Source organism: Mycobacterium gordonae, assembly GCF_017086405.1.
GTDB lineage: Bacteria > Actinomycetota > Actinomycetes > Mycobacteriales > Mycobacteriaceae > Mycobacterium > Mycobacterium gordonae_D.
Genome location: NZ_CP070973.1, coordinates 874,984 through 893,140 on the forward strand (window position 1 = coordinate 874,984; position 18,157 = coordinate 893,140).

General features: G+C 69.8%; 16 protein-coding genes. 6 read left to right on the forward strand and 10 right to left on the reverse strand.

The genetic code is table 11. From position 1 onward, the window contains the following. The first annotated feature begins 66 nt into the window (after window positions 1-66). The gene (clpB, locus tag JX552_RS03625; RefSeq protein ID WP_205876142.1) at window positions 67-2,613 is read left to right on the forward strand and encodes an ATP-dependent chaperone ClpB; all 2,547 of its coding nucleotides are present in this window, start codon (window positions 67-69) and stop codon (window positions 2,611-2,613) included. Here the strand turns inward: clpB and JX552_RS03630 are convergent. The 9 genes from JX552_RS03630 to JX552_RS33935 form a co-directional block, all read right to left on the reverse strand. Continuing rightward, window positions 2,610-3,434 carry an enoyl-CoA hydratase/isomerase family protein gene (locus JX552_RS03630; RefSeq protein WP_205876143.1) on the reverse strand — a complete coding sequence of 275 codons (825 nt, stop codon included), beginning with the start codon at window positions 3,432-3,434 and terminating at the stop codon, window positions 2,610-2,612. The two genes, clpB and JX552_RS03630, sit on opposite strands and share 4 nt — an antisense overlap. Continuing rightward, window positions 3,431-3,868: a DsrE family protein gene (locus JX552_RS03635; protein ID WP_205876144.1), complete on the reverse strand. Its 438-nt coding sequence runs from the start codon at window positions 3,866-3,868 to the stop codon at window positions 3,431-3,433. The genes JX552_RS03630 and JX552_RS03635 overlap by 4 nt, the downstream gene beginning before the upstream one ends. A gap of 15 nt (window positions 3,869-3,883) precedes the next feature. Beyond that, complete coding sequence (locus tag JX552_RS33925) at window positions 3,884-6,772, reverse strand: PE family protein (protein ID WP_205876145.1); 2,889 nt, start codon at window positions 6,770-6,772, stop codon at window positions 3,884-3,886. Between the two features lie 170 nt (window positions 6,773-6,942). Next, the gene (locus tag JX552_RS33930) at window positions 6,943-7,185 is read right to left on the reverse strand and encodes a PE family protein (RefSeq protein ID WP_205876146.1); all 243 of its coding nucleotides are present in this window, start codon (window positions 7,183-7,185) and stop codon (window positions 6,943-6,945) included. Between the two features lie 124 nt (window positions 7,186-7,309). Continuing rightward, window positions 7,310-7,624, reverse strand: coding sequence for an enoyl-CoA hydratase/isomerase family protein (locus tag JX552_RS03650; protein ID WP_241010870.1), 315 nt, complete (start codon window positions 7,622-7,624; stop codon window positions 7,310-7,312). 153 nt (window positions 7,625-7,777) lie between these two features. Then, window positions 7,778-8,218 carry a DsrE family protein gene (locus JX552_RS03655; protein ID WP_205876147.1) on the reverse strand — a complete coding sequence of 147 codons (441 nt, stop codon included), beginning with the start codon at window positions 8,216-8,218 and terminating at the stop codon, window positions 7,778-7,780. 381 nt (window positions 8,219-8,599) lie between these two features. After that, a complete protein-coding gene (locus JX552_RS03660) occupies window positions 8,600-11,524 on the reverse strand; it encodes a PE family protein (RefSeq protein ID WP_205876148.1) in 2,925 nt (974 codons plus the stop codon). 118 nt (window positions 11,525-11,642) lie between these two features. Beyond that, the gene (locus tag JX552_RS03665; protein ID WP_205878783.1) at window positions 11,643-11,939 is read right to left on the reverse strand and encodes a hypothetical protein; all 297 of its coding nucleotides are present in this window, start codon (window positions 11,937-11,939) and stop codon (window positions 11,643-11,645) included. Then, complete coding sequence (locus JX552_RS33935) at window positions 11,833-12,048, reverse strand: PE domain-containing protein (RefSeq protein WP_205876149.1); 216 nt, start codon at window positions 12,046-12,048, stop codon at window positions 11,833-11,835. The genes JX552_RS03665 and JX552_RS33935 overlap by 107 nt, the downstream gene beginning before the upstream one ends. Window positions 12,049-12,684: 636 nt before the next feature. On the opposite strand from JX552_RS33935, the gene ttfA reads away from it, so the two are divergent. Genes ttfA through JX552_RS03695 form a run of 5 tightly spaced genes read left to right on the forward strand, consistent with a single transcriptional unit; the run spans window position 12,685 to window position 16,412 of the window. After that, window positions 12,685-13,545, forward strand: a complete 861-nt coding sequence (gene ttfA / locus JX552_RS03675; RefSeq protein ID WP_205876150.1) for a trehalose monomycolate transport factor TtfA — start codon at window positions 12,685-12,687, stop codon at window positions 13,543-13,545. A 6-nt stretch (window positions 13,546-13,551) separates the two neighbouring features. Continuing rightward, a complete protein-coding gene (locus JX552_RS03680) occupies window positions 13,552-14,325 on the forward strand; it encodes an SDR family NAD(P)-dependent oxidoreductase (protein ID WP_205876151.1) in 774 nt (257 codons plus the stop codon). Then, entirely contained in the window at window positions 14,312-14,860 is a 549-nt protein-coding gene (pyrE, locus tag JX552_RS03685; RefSeq protein ID WP_205876152.1) for an orotate phosphoribosyltransferase, read from the forward strand. Before JX552_RS03680 ends, pyrE begins: the two co-directional genes overlap by 14 nt. Window positions 14,861-14,886: 26 nt before the next feature. After that, entirely contained in the window at window positions 14,887-15,765 is an 879-nt protein-coding gene (locus tag JX552_RS03690; protein ID WP_205876153.1) for a hypothetical protein, read from the forward strand. Then, complete coding sequence (locus JX552_RS03695; protein WP_205876154.1) at window positions 15,762-16,412, forward strand: TrmH family RNA methyltransferase; 651 nt, start codon at window positions 15,762-15,764, stop codon at window positions 16,410-16,412. The genes JX552_RS03690 and JX552_RS03695 overlap by 4 nt, the downstream gene beginning before the upstream one ends. Window positions 16,413-16,417: 5 nt before the next feature. Here JX552_RS03695 and JX552_RS03700 read toward each other — a convergent pair whose 3' ends face one another. Beyond that, entirely contained in the window at window positions 16,418-18,055 is a 1,638-nt protein-coding gene (locus JX552_RS03700) for a PE family protein (RefSeq protein ID WP_205876155.1), read from the reverse strand. Between the last annotated feature and the right edge of the window lie 102 nt (window positions 18,056-18,157).

Genomic DNA, 18,157 nt, shown 5'->3' on the forward strand with positions numbered 1-18,157 from the left:
GACTCAACCTTGACGGCGTTGGAGTACGCGACAAGGTTTTTACTCATACACGAGAACGGAGGGGTCGTGGACTCTTTTAACCCGACAACGAAGACGCAGGCGGCCCTGACGTCGGCGCTGCAGGCGGCTTCGGCGGCCGGCAACCCCGAAATCAGGCCCGCGCACCTGCTGATGGCGCTGCTGACGCAGAACGACGGGATCGCCGCTCCACTGCTGGAGGCTGTCGGTGTCGACCCCGCCACCATCCGCACCGAGGCGCAGCGGCTGCTAGACAAGCTGCCGCAGATCAGCGGTTCCAGTTCGCAGCCTCAGCTGTCCCGCGAGTCCCTGGCCGCGATCACCGCCGCCCAGCAACTGGCCACCGAGATGGACGACGAGTTCGTCTCCACCGAGCATCTGCTGGTCGGGCTGGCCACAGGTGATTCCGAGGTCGCCAAGGTACTGACCGGTCACGGCGCGTCCCCACAGGCACTGCGGGAGGCTTTCGTCAAGGTGCGCGGCAGCGCACGGGTGACCAGCGCCGACCCGGAAGCCACCTACCAGGCGCTGGAAAAGTACTCCACCGACCTGACCGCGCGTGCCAAGGAAGGCAAGCTCGACCCGGTCATCGGGCGAGACAACGAGATCCGCCGGGTGGTTCAGGTGCTGTCCCGGCGCACCAAGAACAACCCGGTGCTCATCGGTGAGCCCGGCGTCGGCAAGACCGCGATCGTGGAGGGACTGGCTCAACGCATCGTGGCCGGTGACGTGCCGGAAAGCCTGCGCGACAAGACCGTCATCTCGCTGGACCTGGGTTCGATGGTCGCGGGCGCCAAGTACCGCGGCGAGTTCGAGGAACGGCTCAAGGCCGTGCTCGACGACATCAAGAACTCGGCCGGTCAGATCATCACGTTCATCGACGAGCTGCACACCATCGTGGGCGCCGGCGCGACCGGCGAATCGGCGATGGACGCGGGCAACATGATCAAGCCGATGCTGGCTCGCGGCGAGCTGCGCCTGGTAGGCGCCACCACGCTCGACGAGTACCGCAAGTACATCGAGAAGGACGCCGCGTTGGAGCGGCGCTTCCAGCAGGTGTTCGTTGGCGAACCGTCGGTGGAGGACACCGTCGGCATCCTGCGCGGCCTGAAGGACCGCTACGAGGTGCACCACGGTGTGCGCATCACCGACTCGGCGCTGGTGGCCGCGGCGACGTTGAGCGACCGCTACATCACCGCCCGCTTCCTGCCGGACAAGGCCATCGACCTGGTCGACGAGTCCGCCAGCCGGTTGCGGATGGAGATCGACTCGCGTCCGGTCGAGATCGACGAGGTCGAGCGCCTGGTGCGCCGGTTGGAGATCGAGGAGATGGCGCTCGCGAAGGAAGAGGATGCCGCCTCCAAGGAGCGGCTGGAGAAGCTGCGCGCCGAGCTGGCCGACAAGAAGGAAGAGCTGGCCGAGCTGACGACCAGGTGGCAGAACGAGAAGAACGCCATCGACATCGTCCGTGAGCTCAAGGAACAGCTCGAAGAGCTGCGCGGGGAGTCCGAGCGCGCCGAACGCGACGGTGACCTGGCCAAGGCCGCCGAGCTGCGGTACGGCCGCATCCCGGAGGTCGAGAAGAAGCTCGATGCGGCGGTTCCGCAGGCCGAGGCTCGCGAGAACGTGATGCTCAAGGAGGAGGTCGGTCCCGACGACATCGCCGACGTGGTGTCTGCGTGGACGGGCATCCCGGCCGGCCGGCTGCTCGAAGGCGAGACGGCCAAGCTGTTGCGCATGGAGGACGAGCTGGGCAAGCGCGTCGTCGGGCAGAAGAAGGCCGTGCAGGCCGTCTCCGACGCGGTGCGCCGCTCCCGGGCCGGGGTCGCCGACCCGAACCGGCCGACCGGATCGTTCATGTTCCTCGGCCCCACCGGGGTGGGTAAGACGGAGCTGGCCAAGGCGTTGGCGGACTTCCTGTTCGACGACGACCGCGCAATGGTCCGCATCGACATGAGCGAGTACGGCGAGAAGCACTCGGTGGCCCGGCTGGTCGGCGCGCCTCCCGGCTACATCGGCTACGACCAGGGCGGTCAGTTGACCGAGGCGGTGCGGCGTCGCCCGTACACGGTGATCTTGTTCGACGAGATCGAGAAGGCCCATCCGGACGTGTTCGACGTGCTGTTGCAGGTCCTCGACGAGGGCCGGCTCACCGACGGTCAGGGCCGTACGGTCGACTTCCGCAACACCATCCTGATCCTGACCTCCAACCTGGGCTCGGGCGGCAGTGAGGAGCAGGTGCTGGCCGCCGTCCGGACGGCATTCAAGCCGGAGTTCATCAACCGGCTCGACGACGTGATCATCTTCCACGGTCTCGAGCCCGGCGAACTGGTGCAGATCGTCGACATCCAGCTGGCCCAGCTGGACAAGCGGCTGGCGCAGCGGCGACTCCAGCTCGAGGTGTCCCTGCCGGCCAAGCAGTGGCTGGCGCAGCGGGGCTTCGACCCGGTCTACGGCGCCCGGCCGTTGCGCCGGTTGGTGCAGCAGGCGATCGGCGACCAGCTGGCCAAGATGTTGCTGGCCGGCGAGGTGCACGACGGCGACGTAGTGCCCGTCAACGTCAGCCCGGATGGCGACTCGCTGATCCTCGGCTAAGAGGCAGGCGGTTTCGGCGTGGCGCCCAGCTCGAACTCTCGAGTCTGGGCGCCGGCCTCGACTACCGCTTTGAGCAGGGCGCGGGCGTCGGGCTGAGCGACGGTTTCCCGCAGCAGCTGATCTTCGATTCGCAAGCCTGCCGTCAGGTCGCCTGTCGCCGCCTCTACCGCCCGTTTGGCTGCGGTTATCGCCGTCTGCGGACTCGACGCAATGCGTCGCGCGAGCCGGTCGACGAAGGGGCGCAGCTGGTCGGGCGGTAGCGCCCGGTTGATGTATCCCCAGTCCGCGGCGGTTTCGGCGTCGACGTCCATGCCGCCCAGGATCACCTCGAGCGCCCGGGGGCGGCCGACCAGCCGGGGGAGGCGTTGCGTCGCGCCGCCCCCGGGAATGATCCCTAGCGACACCTCCGGATGCCCGAGAACCGTGGCGCCCATGGCGGCGTAGCGCATGTCGAAGGCCATCGCGAATTCGCCGCCGCCGCCGCGGCACACGCCCTCGATGACCGCGATGGTGGCCTTCGGCAGGGTGCGCACCCGCTCGGTGATGTCGTGGAAGAACGACAGCTCGTGATGCAGTGCGACGTCGTCTGCGGGCAGTTCACTGACCAGTGCGACGTCGGCGTGGGCGATGAAGATCTCCGGGTCCGCGGAGTCAACGATCAGCACCCGCACCGTATCGTCGTCGGCGACTAGCGTGAGCAGCCGGTCGATTTCGGTGAGCAGCGGGATGTCCAGCAGGTTGATCGGCGGATGATCGATCGTTGCCCGGCAGATCCCGTCCGCGCCGGCGACGCGGAGTAATTCGTAGTCCTGGTACGTCACGCCTCCGAGATTTTCACAAATCCCTGCTGCACCAACTGGGTGAGCCTCGCCATCGCGTTCCGGTTGACGTTGATGCCGGGGATCAGATCGGCTTTGCCCCAACCCATGGCCTTGGCGGTGGCGCCGCACAGCTCGAGTCGCGCGCCCTTGGCGATCAGGTCGGTGATCACCCGTTTGTAGGGATTGCCGGTCGTGACGTGCCGATTCGCGTTGTACGTCTGGTCGTCCAAAGTGACGTGGCCTGCATTCGTGTGGAACACCACCACCACGTCCGGGTGCACCTTCCAGGCCGTGGCATCGGAAAGGACGATGCCGGCGTGGAACATCACGGCAGGCATGTCGCCTTCGAACGTCAGCGACGCGACGCTGAACGCGACCTTGACCTCGCTGAGTTCGACCGGAACGTCTATGCGCAGCGCGTTTTCCTCCGACATGCAGCTATTCCTCCATCAGGGTTGACCGCCGCCCTTACCGCCGGCGCCGCCGACGCCGGCGACGCCGCCATTCTTGCCGATGGCGTCTTTGCCGTTGGTGGGTGTGCCGCCGAGCTGTCCGGGCTGGCCCAGTCCGGGTCCGCCCTCGCCGCCGAATCCTCCGTCGCCGCCGGTGCCGCCGGTACCGAACTCCGAGATGCCGCCGGTGCCACCGTTGCCCCCCTTGCCGCCGGTGCCGCCAGAGACGGTTTGGGACCCAGGAGCGCCGTGGCCCCCGATGCCGCCTTGGCCACCGTTCCCGCCGGAGGTAAACCCGTTGCCGAACCCGCCGCCGCCGCCGGTGCCGCCCGCCCCACCGGAGATAAGCGCATCTCCTGCGCCCCCGCCGTTGCCGCCCGCCCCACCATTTCCGCCGCCGTCGCCGGCGCCCCCAAGTCCTCCGTTGCCACCGGTACCGCTGCTGACCAAGCCGACCGAATCACCGCCGTCCCCACCGCGCCCGCCGTCACCGCCCACTCCCTTGGTGGCGGCGCCGCCGTTGCCACCCGCGCCGCCGCTGCCGGCCTTATCGGTCGAACGGCCACCCAGGCCGCCCGCGCCGCCGTCGCCGCCGTCGCCGCCGTCGCCGCCATTGCCGGAGCCGCCGTTGCCACCCCGCCCGCCAGTGCCCGCACTACCCCTTGCTGAGCCTCCGCCGTCTCCGCCGTCGCCGCCTCTGCCGCCCTGGCCGGCCGTGCCGTTGCCGCCGTCACCGCCCCCGCCGCCCTGGCCGCCCTGAAAATTCGCCCCTCCCTTGCTGGCACCGGCGCCTCCGGCCCCGCCGTTGCCGCCGACGATGCCGTTGCCTCCCGTGCCGCCGGAACCACCGTCGCCTCCCGTGCCGGTGGGCTTCGACTCCCCGCCGCCGTCGCCTCCGTTGCCGCCGGCCCCGCCGGCTGCCGCGCTGCCACCGTCGCCGCCGTTGCCCCCATTGCCGCCGTGACCGCCGGTGCCAAAGTTGGGCTCGTAGCTGCCGCCAGCGCCGCCGTCGCCGCCGCGACCGGCAGTGATCGCCACCCCGTTGAGACCGATCGCTGCCTTGCCGCCGGCTCCACTGCCACCTGTCCCGCCGACTCCGCCCACGCCGGAGTTGCCGCCGTTGCCGCCGTTGCCGCCCGTGCCCCCGACGGGGTTTCCGAGAAGTCCGGTACTACCCGCCGCACCGTTGCCGCCGTCGCCCGGGACGCCTGCGTTGCCGCCGTTGCCGCCCGCACCGCCGACGCCGCTGGCCGCCTGACCGTTGGTGCCGGTGCCACCTGCGCCGCCGTCCCCGCCATGGCCGCCGTTGCCGCCACTTCCTGCGTTGCCGCCGTTGCTGCCATTGGCGCCGGCGATAGCACCGGCGACACCGGCCACACCGTTACCGCCCACGCCGCCGGCGCCGGCATTACCTCCGGCGCCGCCAACGCCACCGGATCCACCTGCGCTGCCGCCATTGCCGCCGCTGCCGCCCCAGCCTCCGTCGCCACCCCCACCGCCATTACTGCCGTTGCCGGTCGGCCCGGTGCTGCCGGACGCGCCGGTTGCCCCGTTGCCACCGATACCGCCGGCCCCGCCGTTGCCATAACGTCCACCGTCCCCGCCGCGCCCACCGGCGGCACCGCTAGCGCCCGGCGTGGTGCCGTCGGCGCCGGTACCTCCGACCCCGCCATCACCACCGGTAACCGGGTCGAGGCCGGCCGTGCCGCGGGCACCGGTGACGAATCCGGCTCCGCCGGTGCCGCCTTGTCCCCCCAGGCCCGGGTCGCCGCCGTCGCCGCCACGGCCGCCGACGCCGAAGTTGACGCTGGACGTGCCGGTGGCCCCGGCACCGCCGTTACCCGGCGCACCGCCGTCGCCCCCGTTGCCGCCGGCACCACCGACACCCTGGGCGGCCGTCTGCCCGAATGCGTTCGTGCCACCGGCTCCGCCCGCACCGCCGTTGCCCCCCATCCCGCCGGCTCCGCCGTTGCCGGCGTTGGAACCGTCGGCGCCACGCGTGGCGCCCGCGGCTCCGTCATCGCCGAGCCCGCCGGCTCCCCCCGTTGCACCCGCGCCACCGGCGCCGCCCACACCACCGGTACCGAACAATCCGGCGCTGCCACCGGCACCGCCGTTGCCGCCTGCGCCGCCCGCGCCGCCGATGCCGCCGTCCGGCGCGGCCGCTGTGCCCGCAGCACCCGCACCGCCGGCCGCACCCATCCCGCCGGCTCCGCCGACGCCACCGGCACCGAACAGCCGGGCCGCGCCCCCTGCGCCCCCGTCGCCGCCGTGGCCGCCGGGCACTGCGGCAGCGCCCCCTGCGCCGCCGCCACCGCCGTTGCCGTATAGCCAGCCGCCGGCGCCACCGCTGCCGCCGACCGCTCCGGCGCCACCGGTTCCGCCAATTCCGCCGTTGCCGATCAGTCCCGCGGCGCCGCCGGCGCCGCCGGCCGCACCCGCCGCGGTCTGCGAGTAACCGTTGCCGCCGTTGCCCCACAACAGGCCCCCGGCTCCTCCGCTGGGGCTTGTTGCGGTCCCGTTGGCGCCGTTGCCGACGAGGGGGCGCCCGAGGAGCACCTGAGTCGGCGCGTTGATCACTTGCTCGACGAGCTGCAGCGGCGAAGCGTTGGCTGCTTCGGCGCCGGCATACGCCAGGCCGGCCCCAGTCAATGTGTGGACGAAATCGTCGTGGAAGACGGCTGCCTGCGCGGCAATCGCCTGATACTGGCGGCCGTATTCGCCGAACAACGTGGCGATTGCGCCAGACACTTCGTCACCCGCGGCCGCGACCACTGCGCTGGTCGGGGCCGCCGCGGCTGTCCCCGCCCGTACCAGCGCCAGACGGATTGCGGCCAGATCACCGGCAGCCCACGGGAAAGCCTCTGGTAATACCTGCAAGGACATAAAATCCCCTTCGGAAACTGGCGCCACCAGCCGAAATTGGCAGTGGCTCGCAGGTGAGACGCTACTGGTATTTCGCGGTTTAAGGATGACGAATGCGTCAACCGAAATGCCATTTCAGTTGGCCTGCTCGGGCGGGTGCCCGCCGCGTCGGCGCCGTTTCCCACCAGCGGTCATTCGAACAGAGCGACGGTCCACGTGTTGATCGATTCTGCGGCGCCATTAACGTTTGCGTCGACAGCCAGACCCTGGACGAACCGATCGTGAAAACCGGCCGCCGCGGCCGCGACGTTCTGATAATCGAGGCCGTGATTGCCGAACATCACCGCCAGCGCAGCGGATACCTGATCGACGCCGGCGGCTGCCAGCCGGGTCGTCGCGGCTGAGACGGCAAAGCTGGTCGACCTGACCGCCAAATTGATGTTGGCCTAGATCGGTCATCGCCACCGTGATGAGGTCCGGTTCCGTGACCACGAAAGACATGTCCGGACTGTCTCGCCGGAGCGTTGACAGACCTTGAAAACTAGTTGAACGCGCTGATCAGGGCCCGGAGCCCAGCTCGAACTCCCGCGTCTGCGCCCCTGCGTCGATGATCGGCCGCAGCTGTTTGCGCGCGGCCGGTCGTGCGACTGTTTCGCGCAGCAGCTGATCTTGGATGCGCAGGCCGGCGGTCAGATCGCCCGGTCGCCGCGTGGATGGCACGTTTGTTGCGGCGATGGCAGGTTGCGGGCTCGACGCGATGCGTCGAGCGAGCCTGGCGACGAACGTGTGTAGCTGCTCGGGCGGCACGGCCCGGTTGATGTATCCCCAGGCCTCGGCGGTTTCGGCGTCGATGTCGGCGCCGCCCAGGATCACCTCGAGCGCCCGGGACCTGACTACCAGCAGGTGAGCAGCCGGTCGATTCGGTGAGCAGCGGACTATCCAGCAGGTTGATCGGCGGATGATCGATGGTGGCCCGGCAGATCCCGTCCGCACGGCCGACTCGGATCAGCCGGTAGTCCTGGTACGTCACGCCTCCGAGATTTTCACAAACCCCTGCTGCACCAACTGGGTCAGTCGCGCCATGGCATTGCGGTTGATTCTGATGCCCGGGATTAGGTCGGCATTGCCCCAGCCCATCGCTCTGGCGGTGGCGCCGCACAGCTCGAATCGCGCGCCCTTGGCGATCAGGTCGGTGATCACCTGTTTGTAGGGATTTCCGGTGGCGACGTGCCGGTTCGAGTTGTAAGTCTGGTCGTCGAGGGTCACGTGCCCGGCATTGGTGTGGAAGACGACCACGACGTCCGATTGCACGTTCCAGGCCACGGCGTCGGCGACGACGATGCCGGCGTGAAACATCACCGCGGGCATGTCGCCTTCAAACGTCAGGGACGCAACGCTGAAGACAACCTTCACCTCGTCGAGTTCGACGGGGACGTCGATGTGCAGCGACTCACCAAAATCGGACACGCAGGAATCCTTTCCGATCACCTGTGGTGGTTTAGCTCCGGCCGTTCACGGGATGGCCGGAACACTTTTTCTCCGGTGTATGCGTACCGCTGGCACCGCGTTGGGATGACTACCGGAATTGCCGGAAATGGATGGAACCGACCGCTTGAGGCTAACGGGATCTCGCTAGCCTCGTACGGCCTTTTCTCAACAAAATTACCTTGGAATTGCGCGGTGCATATCACCCGACAGTTGTGTGGTTTGTACGTACTGCAAGGCGACATTGGCGTTGGCGCCCGGTGGTGGGTTCAGTCCGCGGTATCCGCCCGCGATGTTGGGTCCGAACAGTACCGCGTCATGTTGGGCGCCAAGCGAGTGGTTGCAGCAGGGCGAAGGGTCCGATCAGGTACCGCCTCCTTTTCCGCCGGTGCCGGCAGTACCGCCAGTGCCGCCAATGAAGCCCATGGGCTGTCCCGCCGGACCGCCTAATGAGCCAAGCTGGCCGGGCAGGTTTCTCCCGCTGCCGCCGTTGCCGCCGGTGCCGCCGGCGCCGCCCACGCCGCCGGCGCCGAACTCGGAGTCTCCGCCGTCACCACCCGTGCCGCCGTCGCCGCCCCGCCCGCCCACAATGTTCTGGTTCTCGGAGCTTCCAGTGCCGCCGTTCCCGCCGTGTCCTCCAAGGCCGCCGGTTGTGGCTCCCTTACCCAGGCCGCCGTCGCCGCCGTGGCCGCCGTTACCGCCGGGCACTGCGGTACGCGAACCCCCGCCAATTCGGCCGCCGTCGCCGCCCGCGCCGCCGTTTCCGCCGTTGTCACCGGCGCCGCCGTTGCCGCCTGCGCCGCCGTCGGATGCTGGACCGTTAGTACTAAGGCCGCCATCACCGCCGTTGCCGCCGTGGCCACCCGCTCCGTTGGTGCCGTTTCCTCCATCGCCACCTGCGCCGCCGGAACGGCCCTTGAAGCTGTAGGAATTGCTCGAGCCGGCTTTCCCGCCGTTGCCGCCGTCGCCACCCCCTCCGTTGCTGCCGGTGCCGCCATCGCCGCCATCGCCTCCGCCTCCGCCTATGAACAACGTCGGGCCAGTAGAGCCGTTGCTACTGCCGCCGTCACCGCCGTTGCCGCCTGCGCCGCCTGTGCGGCCGTCGCCGCCGCTGCCGCCGCTGCCGCCGTTGCCGCCGTTGCCCTCGACGACCGTGGGACCGCCAGCACCGCCACCGTTGCCACCGTTGCCGCCGGCACCGCCAGTAGCCGAGATGCCGCCTCGGCCACCGTCGCCGCCCTGCCCGCCCTGGCCGCCGGCTTGCCCTCTGAGAGATCTACCAAGGAACCCTCCGTTGCCGCCGTCTCCGCCACGGCCGGCGGTAGCAGATGTACCGTCCGGGCCGCTCTTGCCGATCTCTGTGCCGCTGCCGCCCCTGCCGCCGCGCCCGCCCACTCCTGAGTCGCCGCCCGTGCCGCCGTTGCCGCCGTTTCCGCCGGTCGCAGTTTCACCGGGCACGGCGGCACCATCGCCGCCCGTGCCACCATCGCCAGCTTTGCCTGCACTGCCGCCGGCGCCGCCCCCGCCGCCAGTCCCGTGTGTGGCACCACCCCCGGCGCCGCCGGCGCCACCGTCGCCGGCGTTTCCGCCGCTTCCACCGTTGCCGCCGCTCCCGAGTTTGCCGTTCTCGCTGATCAATGACCCGTCTGCGCCGGTGCCGCCGCTCCCGCCATCTCCGCCGTCGCCGCCCTTGCCCCCCTGACCGCCGCTAGTGCCCTCGATGCCGGCTTGGCCGCCGTCGCCGCCGTCGCCGCCCTTGCCTCCCGCGGTTCCGTTCGTGCCGTCAGCGCCCAGGGTCGAGGGGGTTTCACCGGCGGTGCCGTTGCCGCCGTTACCGCCGTTGCCGCCGGCTCCGCCGTTGCCATAATGGCCGCCGTCGCCGCCGCGCCCACCGTCGCCGCCGTGGCCGCCTGGGGTGACGGCCGCGGCGCCGTCGCCGCCGGCCCCGCCATTGCCATATCGGCCGCCATCACCGCCGCGGCCTCCGTTGCCGCCGTTGCCGCCAGGGGTGATGGCCGCGACGCCGTCGCCGCCTCGGCCCCCGTCGCCGCCGCTGGTGGGCGAATAGCCGTCGGCGCCGGTAGCTCCCCGAACGGAGCCAGCGCCGCCTTCGCCGCCTCGACCACCGACCCCGGGGTCGCCACCAGCCCCACCGGGCCCGCCGCTGCCGCTGCCGAAGGTCGGTGAGCCGCTGGCTCCGGCACCGCCGTTTCCTGCGGCGCCTCCGGCCCCGCCAGTCCCCCCGGAGCCGCCGGCGCCTTGCACGCCGGGCGCCCCGAGCAATCCAGCCGCTCCGCCAGCACCGCCAGCACCGCCTTGGCCACCAGCCCCGCCGTCGCCGCCGTTGCCGCCGTCCGTCCCGCCCGAACCGGGCGCGTAGAAGGGATTTGGTGAAAAACCGTCGCTGCCTGACCCGCCTACGCCGCCCGCTCCGCCCTCCCCGCCTATGCCGCCGGCTCCACCGAATCCGTACAACCTTCCACCGGCCCCACCGATCCCACCGTTTCCACCGCCGGCACCGATGCCGCCGGTGTCGCCTGATGAGGTGATCGCATAGTTACCCGGCGTACCGGGCATGCCGGGCGCGCCTGCACCCCCAGCCCCACCGCCTCCGCCCCTCCCGATCAGTCCGGCAGCGCCGCCGTTGCCGCCGTTGCCGCCGACCATGCCAGACGCGGTGCCAGCGCCACCAGGGCCCCCGTTGCCGCCGTTGCCATACAGCCAGCCGCCGTTACCGCCCGGCCCGCCGGCCGCCCCAGGGCCCCCGATTCCGCCGGCGCCGCCATGGCCGATGAGCCCTGCCGCACCGCCCGCACCCCCCGCGACCGCTTCGGTGGTCGAGGAGTAACCGTTACCGCCGTCGCCCCACAGCAAGCCACCAGCACCACCGTTAGGGTTTGCCGCGGTGCCGTCGGCGCCGTTGCCGATGAGTCCGCGCCCAACGAGCAGCTGGGTTGGGGCGTTGATCGCCCCCAAAACCTGCTGTTCGATCAGCTGAAGCGGGGAGGCGTTGGCCACTTCAGCCGTGGCATACGCCTGCCCCGCACCAACAAGTGTGCGTGCGAACTGCTCGTGAAATGTCGTGGCCTGCGTAGTTAGCGCGTGAAACTGTCGACCGTAGTCGCTGAACACGGCGGTGATTGCCGCCGACACTTCGTCACCGGCCGCACTGACGAGTTCAGTGGTCGGTATTGATGCGGTTGCACTGGCCGCAACAACAGTCGTGCGAATCTTGGCTAAGTCGCCAGCCGCCGTGGCCAGTGCCTCAGGTACCGCCATTAGACGCATCGAGTCTCCCTCAATTCGAGCCAGACTCACCGAGGTGAGGTGGCTTTGGTGCAAGATCCGTAATCAGTAGCGAGTAGACGCATCTCTGCAAAGTGCATTGAGATTGCACTCATAGAGGTCATGCATTAGGGCTGGCCGCCCCCTTTTCCGCCGGTGCCACCGGCGCCGCCTTCGCCGCCGTTTTTGCCATTGCCGGTTGGCCGTCCTTCGGCGGGCCGCCGTTCTGGCCAAGCCGGCCTAGTCCGTCGCCGCCGTCGCCGCCGTCGCCACCGGTGCCGCCTGCCACGAAGTTGGTACCAGTGCCGCCGTTACTGCCGACGCCTCCCTGGCCGCCGACGCCGCCGGTGCTGGCGCCCTTGCCGAAACAACGTCGCGATCGCCACGGATATCTCGATACCGGCCGCCACGACCACACCGGTGGTGCGTGTCGCCGCGGCGGTACTCGCTGCCACTGTCGACGAACGCACGACGGCCAGATCACCTGCAGCGGAAGCGAGTGCCTTTGGTAACGCCACTAGTGACATGTGAACTCCTCTTGAATGGGCTTTAAAGGGGAATTCGTGGAGGTCTTCGCCAGAAGAGTACTAAGACCCGCGCCAAGGGGAAGTACTTGTGGTGTATGAATACTGCGCTTGGCTCACCCGGCGTACGGCGGTGTGAGCAGCGGTTTCGTTCGCTGTCGTAGTACTCCCTCCCGAGAATGCCGCGTCGAATTTGCTCTATTCCGGACCCAGGCTCGCGAGCCGAGCGCCTTAATGCAGCCGCCCAGAGCCGATACCCACGGCTATTTCCGAACAATCACAGCTGGATTACGGGGACGGACCATCGATCACGGGGACGCACCATAGGCTGCAAGGTCGCAATTGAGTTCGCCGGCGCGGAGGCTCGCCAGCCGCCGTCTGCAGATGTTGCTTCGAAGCGTTTCAGGCGCCATCGGGCACCTGTGCGACTTCGGATCACCGACAGCTCACTGGGCGCCAGGCATCGCGACGCACAATGGACCGCCTTGTGATGCTCGACAAGCACTTCTCATCGCGCTTCTGCTCACGCGGGGCGGCGCGAGTGGTGTCCGCTGGCTCGCCGGTGTGTTACGTCCTGTGATTCGGTTGTGACCTGCTCGGATTCTCTGTTCGGCTGACCAAGCAGATACTCTGTTGGGGATGGTCCCGCTCTGGTTCACGCTTTCCGCACTGTGCTTCGTCGGTGCGGCGGTTTTGTTGTACGTCGACATCGATCGACGTCGTGGGCGCAGCCGACGCCGCAGGTCGTGGGCGCGTTCGCACGGATTCGACTACGAACGCGAATCCGCCGACATCCTGTACCGCTGGAAGCGCGGTGTGATGTCGACGGTCGGCGATGTCTCGGCTCAGGATGTGGTTCTCGGCCAGATCCGCGGCGAGGCGGTCTACATCTTCGACCTCGAGGAAGTCGCCACGGTGATCGCGCTGCATCGCAAGGTGGGCACGAACGTCGTCGTCGATCTGCGGCTCAAGGGGCTGAAGGAACCGCGGGAGAGCGACATCTGGCTGCTCGGTGCGATCGGCCCGCGCATGGTGTACTCCACCAACCTCGACGCGGCCCGTCGGGCGTGCGACCGGCGCATGGTCACTTTCGCGCACACCGCACCGGACTGCGCCGAGATCATGTGGAACGAGCAGAACTGGACTCTGGTCGCCATGCCCATTGCCAGCACGCGCGCGCAGTGGGACGAAGGTCTGCGCACGGTGCGCCAATTCAACGACCTACTGCGGGTGTTGCCACCGCTGCCTGCCGAAGCCCCGCAGGAGGAGGGCGAGCCCGAAGGACGCCGCAACGCGGCGCCGGGCCGTCCGCTGGCCCCGGCCGCCCGCGCCGAGTTGCCCCAGCGTCGCGCTCAGGCGGACCCGATCGCCGGGGTGATGCCCGATCCGGCTCGCCGAGCAGCCGAGCCCGTTGCCCGTGAGGAGAGCCGATCTGAGGGCACTCCCCGTCCGCCGCGGACCGGACGCAACGGCCAGCAGGCCAGCAACTACCAGCACTGAGAGCACATGCCTCGACCTGTTGCGCTGATTACTGGGCCGACCTCCGGCATTGGTGCCGGCTACGCGCGCCGCTATGCCCGGGATGGTTACGACCTGGTCCTGGTTGCCCGCGACGCGCAACGCCTCGAGCAACTGGCCGGCGAACTCGAGTCCGAGGCCGGCAGCATCGAGATCCTGCCCGCGGACCTGGCGCGGGCCGGCGACCGGGACAAGGTGGCCGACCGGCTTGCCGACGGAGTGCGGGTGCTGGTCAACAACGCCGGCTTCGGCATGTCCGGCGAATTCTGGGCGACCGATCCGGCGGACCTGCAGAGGCAACTCGACGTCAACGTGGCCGCGGTGATGCACCTGACGCGCGCCGCGCTGCCGGCCATGATGGACGCGGGTACCGGCACGGTCATCAACATCGCCAGCGTCGCCGGCCTGCTGCCCGGTCGGGGATCAACCTACTCGGCGTCCAAAGCGTGGGTGATCTCCTTCAGCGAAGGCCTCGCAAACAGCTTGCAGGGCATGGGCGTTGGCGTGCATGCGGTGTGTCCGGGCTACGTGCACACCGAGTTTCACAGTCGTGCCGGATTGGACATGGCTTCGGTGCCGTCGTTCATGTGGCTTGAGGTCGACGACGTCGTCCGGGAAAGCCTCGCCGACATCGCCGGCGGCAAAGTCGTCATCGTCCCCGGCGCGCAGTACAAGTTCCTGGTCGCCACGGGGCGGGCCATGCCGCGCAGGCTGGCGATGATGTTCACCAAACGTTTCGGCGGCGGTCGTGGCCGGACCTGATCCGGAGGCCAAGACCGAACTGGCCGAGCTCGTGCGTCAACTGTCGGTGGTGCATGGGCGGGTCACCCTGTCCTCCGGCAAAGAGGCCGACTACTACGTCGACCTGCGCCGCGCCACCCTGCACCATCGGGCGTCGGCGCTGATCGGCCGGCTGATGCGGGAGGTCACGCAGGACTGGGACTACGCGCTGGTCGGCGGCCTGACGTTGGGCGCTGACCCGGTGGCCACCGCCATCATGCATGCGCCTGGCCGACCAATCGACGCGTTCGTTGTCCGCAAGTCAGTGAAAACCCATGGGATGCAACGACTTATCGAAGGAACCGAGGTTTCCGGCCAGCGCGTGCTGGTGGTCGAGGACACCAGCACCACCGGTGGCTCCGCGCTGACGGCGGTGCATGCCGTCCGCGAAGCCGGCGGGGAGGTGATCGGGGTGGCGACCGTGGTGGACCGCGCTACCGGCGCCGCCGAGGCGATCGAAGCCGAGGGTGTCCCCTACCGCAGCGTGCTGGGCCTCGCCGATCTGGGGCTGGGCTAGGCCGCGTGCGCGTTCGGGGTGCACTGATGGCCGTACTGGTCGTGTGCGCTCTGGCGGGCTGCTCGGGTTCGGAGCGGTCCGGCCGGATCTTTGGAGCCCCGAGCGCCCGGATCGGTGAATCGCTGGCCGTACTGGGCTGGAACATCTCGGTGTCGAATCTGCGGTGGGGGCAGGACTTCGTGCTCATCGACGTCGACGCCTCGCCGACGGATCCGAAAGGGCCACACGCCAAGGCCGAAGATGTTCGCTTCGGCCTCTACGGCGCGCTGTCGCATCCGATGGAAGCCAACGCGCTGGGCAGCTGTGACGACGCGACGACGAAGATGCCGGACGTTTCACCGCTGAAGGCGCCCCCGGACCGGCTCACCGGCACCGTCTGCCTCGGCCCGCTGAAGGAACGCAGTGCGGTGCGGGGCGTCTACGCTTATTCGCCGCACGAGCGGATCGCCGGTACCTCGGCCGCTTACGCTGCGGCCTTTCCGGTCGGGCTGCCGCCCACCAATGTCAACGACACCGGATTGGTGGTGAAGTCCACCAACGCTTCGGGATGGCGCGCCGACGGCCTACCGATAAGCAAGGCGCAGTTGAGTGACCCGACGGCGTTTAAGGGCAACGGCTACATGTTGCTGAACCTGGAAGCGGGGGCCATCGGGGCCCAGTACCGCGACGATTCCGCACGCCGCGGTGGACCGCTGATGTTGGTGGTCGCGCCGAGTTTGCCGGCCCGCGGACTGAACCCGGCCTGTGCGGCCTATGGGTCGTCGGTGCTGATCCTGCCCGACGCATCGCGGGATTCGATCCAGGTCAATGCGTCGCTGTGCACGTCGGGTGAGATCAGCCAGGCCCTGTTGTACGCGACGGTATCGATCGAAGGCACCCACGCCGGGGTGTGGACCGCCAAGTGAGCGGGCTCGAGCCCGGGCCGACCGAGTGGGGTGCCCCGGCCACCGGCGTCGGACCGTGGGCGGGCGCATTGCCCGACGATCCCCGCTATGACCCAGATCTGTTGCGCGACGGGGATACTCGCAACGTCGTCGATGCCTACCGGTACTGGACCCGGGAGGCCATCATCGCCGACATAGATAAGCGACGTCAGCCGCTCCATGTGGCGATCGAGAACTTCGGGCACGACGCCAACATCGGCTCGGTGGTACGCACCGCCAACGCGTTCGCGGTGGACACCGTCCATATCGTCGGACGGCGGCGGTGGAACCGCCGCGGCGCCATGGTGACCGACCGTTACCAGCGGTTGTGTCATCACGACAGCACGGCCGAACTGATGGAGTTCGCGGCGCGAGCCGGTCTGGAGGTGATCGCCGTCGACAACGTTCCCGGCGCGGCCCGGCTGGAAGAGACCCCGCTGCCGCGCGACTGCCTGTTGGTGTTCGGACAGGAAGGACCGGGCATCACCGACGACACCCGCGCGGGTGCGATGGTCACCGTGTCGATCGCCCAGTTCGGCTCGACGCGCAGCATCAATGCCGGTGTGGCAGCAGGCATCGCGATGCATGCGTGGATCCGGCAGCACGGCGACCTCACGAGCGCCTGGTGAACCCCTCAGCCGGGCAGGCCGTCGCTGCCGGCCTTCCCGGCAACTCCGGGCTGCCCGAGGCCACCGGCGACGCCGTCGACAACGCCGTCCCCGCCGCTGCCGCCCAGACCGGGGCTGCCGCCGGCACCGCCGACCGCACCGGAACCGCCGGCGCCCGCGGCACCCGAGCTGCCGAACAGGCCCCCGGCGCCACCGGCTCCGCCGTTGCCGCCGTTACCGCCGTTGCCGCCGTCGCCTCCATCGCCTCCGGTACCGCCGTTCCCTCCGGTGCCGACCGCGATGCCGTTGTTGCCGCCGGCGCCGCCGTTTCCGCCGTGACCGCCATGATCACCGGCGCCACCCACACCCGCGTTGCCACCGAGGCCGCCGGCTCCGCCGTTGCCGAAGATCAGCCCGCCGCGACCACCTGCACCGCCCGAGCCGCCAGTGCCTCCGGAGCCGCCCGCGGCACCCACTCCGCCCGAGCCGCCGGTTCCGCCGGCACCGCCGCCCGCGAAGCCGGCACCTCCAGTGCCACCGTTGCCGCCTGCGGCTCCGGTGCCGCCTTCTCCGCCGGTGCCGCCCGTGCCGCCGAAACCAGGGTTTGGGTTCGTGCCGCCCAGGCCGCCGGTGCCGCCGTCACCACCGGGAGCGCCCGCACCGCCGGCACCTCCGGTGCCGCCGGTTCCACCGCGGCCCAACGAATTACTGCCCTGACCGCCGTCGCCTCCCGCGCCGCCCGGCGCGCCGAAGCCCCCGACACCACCAGTGCCACCGTTGCCACCGGTGACCGTGGCGTTGCCGCCGTCGCCGCCGACACCACCGGCCTGACCCACAGTGGAACTGCTGACGCCGTTGGCGCCCGGTTCACCCGGGCCACCGACGTTCCCGCCGGATGCACCAGGAGTGCCCGCCCCCGCTGGAGCACCTTGGTTCTGCAGCGGTGTGGGGTTGACTGCGTTGGCGCCGGCCGCGCCGAGGCCGCCGTTGCCGCCGGCTCCGCCTTGACCGAACAGCCCGGCGGCGCCGCCCACGCCGCCGTTGCCGCCGTTTCCGCCGGCGACGACGGCGTTGCCCCCCGCGCCCCCTGCTCCGCCGGCACCGAACAGCAGGCCGCCGGCTCCGCCATTTCCGCCGGGCGCACCGGGCGCACCCACTCCGCCCGCGCCGCCGTCGCCGAAGAACCCGGCCGCGCCGCCGTTTCCGCCGCGGGGATTCGCCAGACCTCCCGAGCCGCCGTTGCCGCCGTTGCCGAACAACAACCCGCCGGAGCCGCCGTTCTGCCCGGTCCCGGGCGCGCCGTCGGCGCCGTTGCCGATCAGCGGGCGGCCTAGCAGTGTCTGAGTGGGCGCGTTGATCAGCCCGAGCAGAACCTGCTCGGCGTTGGTGGCCTCGGCGCCGGCATAGGAGTCTGCGGCTGCGGACAAGGCCTGCATGAACTGGGCGTGGAAAGCCGACGCCTGGCCACTGATTGCTTGGTAGCTCTGCGCATGCGCGCCGAACACCGCCGCGATCGCCGCCGAGACTTCGTCGGCGCCGGCGGCCAAGACGGTGGTTGTGTGGGACGCCGCAGCCGCGTTGGCGGCATTGATTGTTGATCCGAGGCCGGCCAGATCCGCCGCCGTCGCGGCCAGAGCTTCGGGAACTGCGGTGATAAACGACATGGCCCGGTCCTTCCGCTAACCGGCACAATGAATGCATGAGCCGCACCCGCGGAGCAGACGTTATCACCGCTGAACCGATTGAGCCAGAGCTGCAGGCTGAAC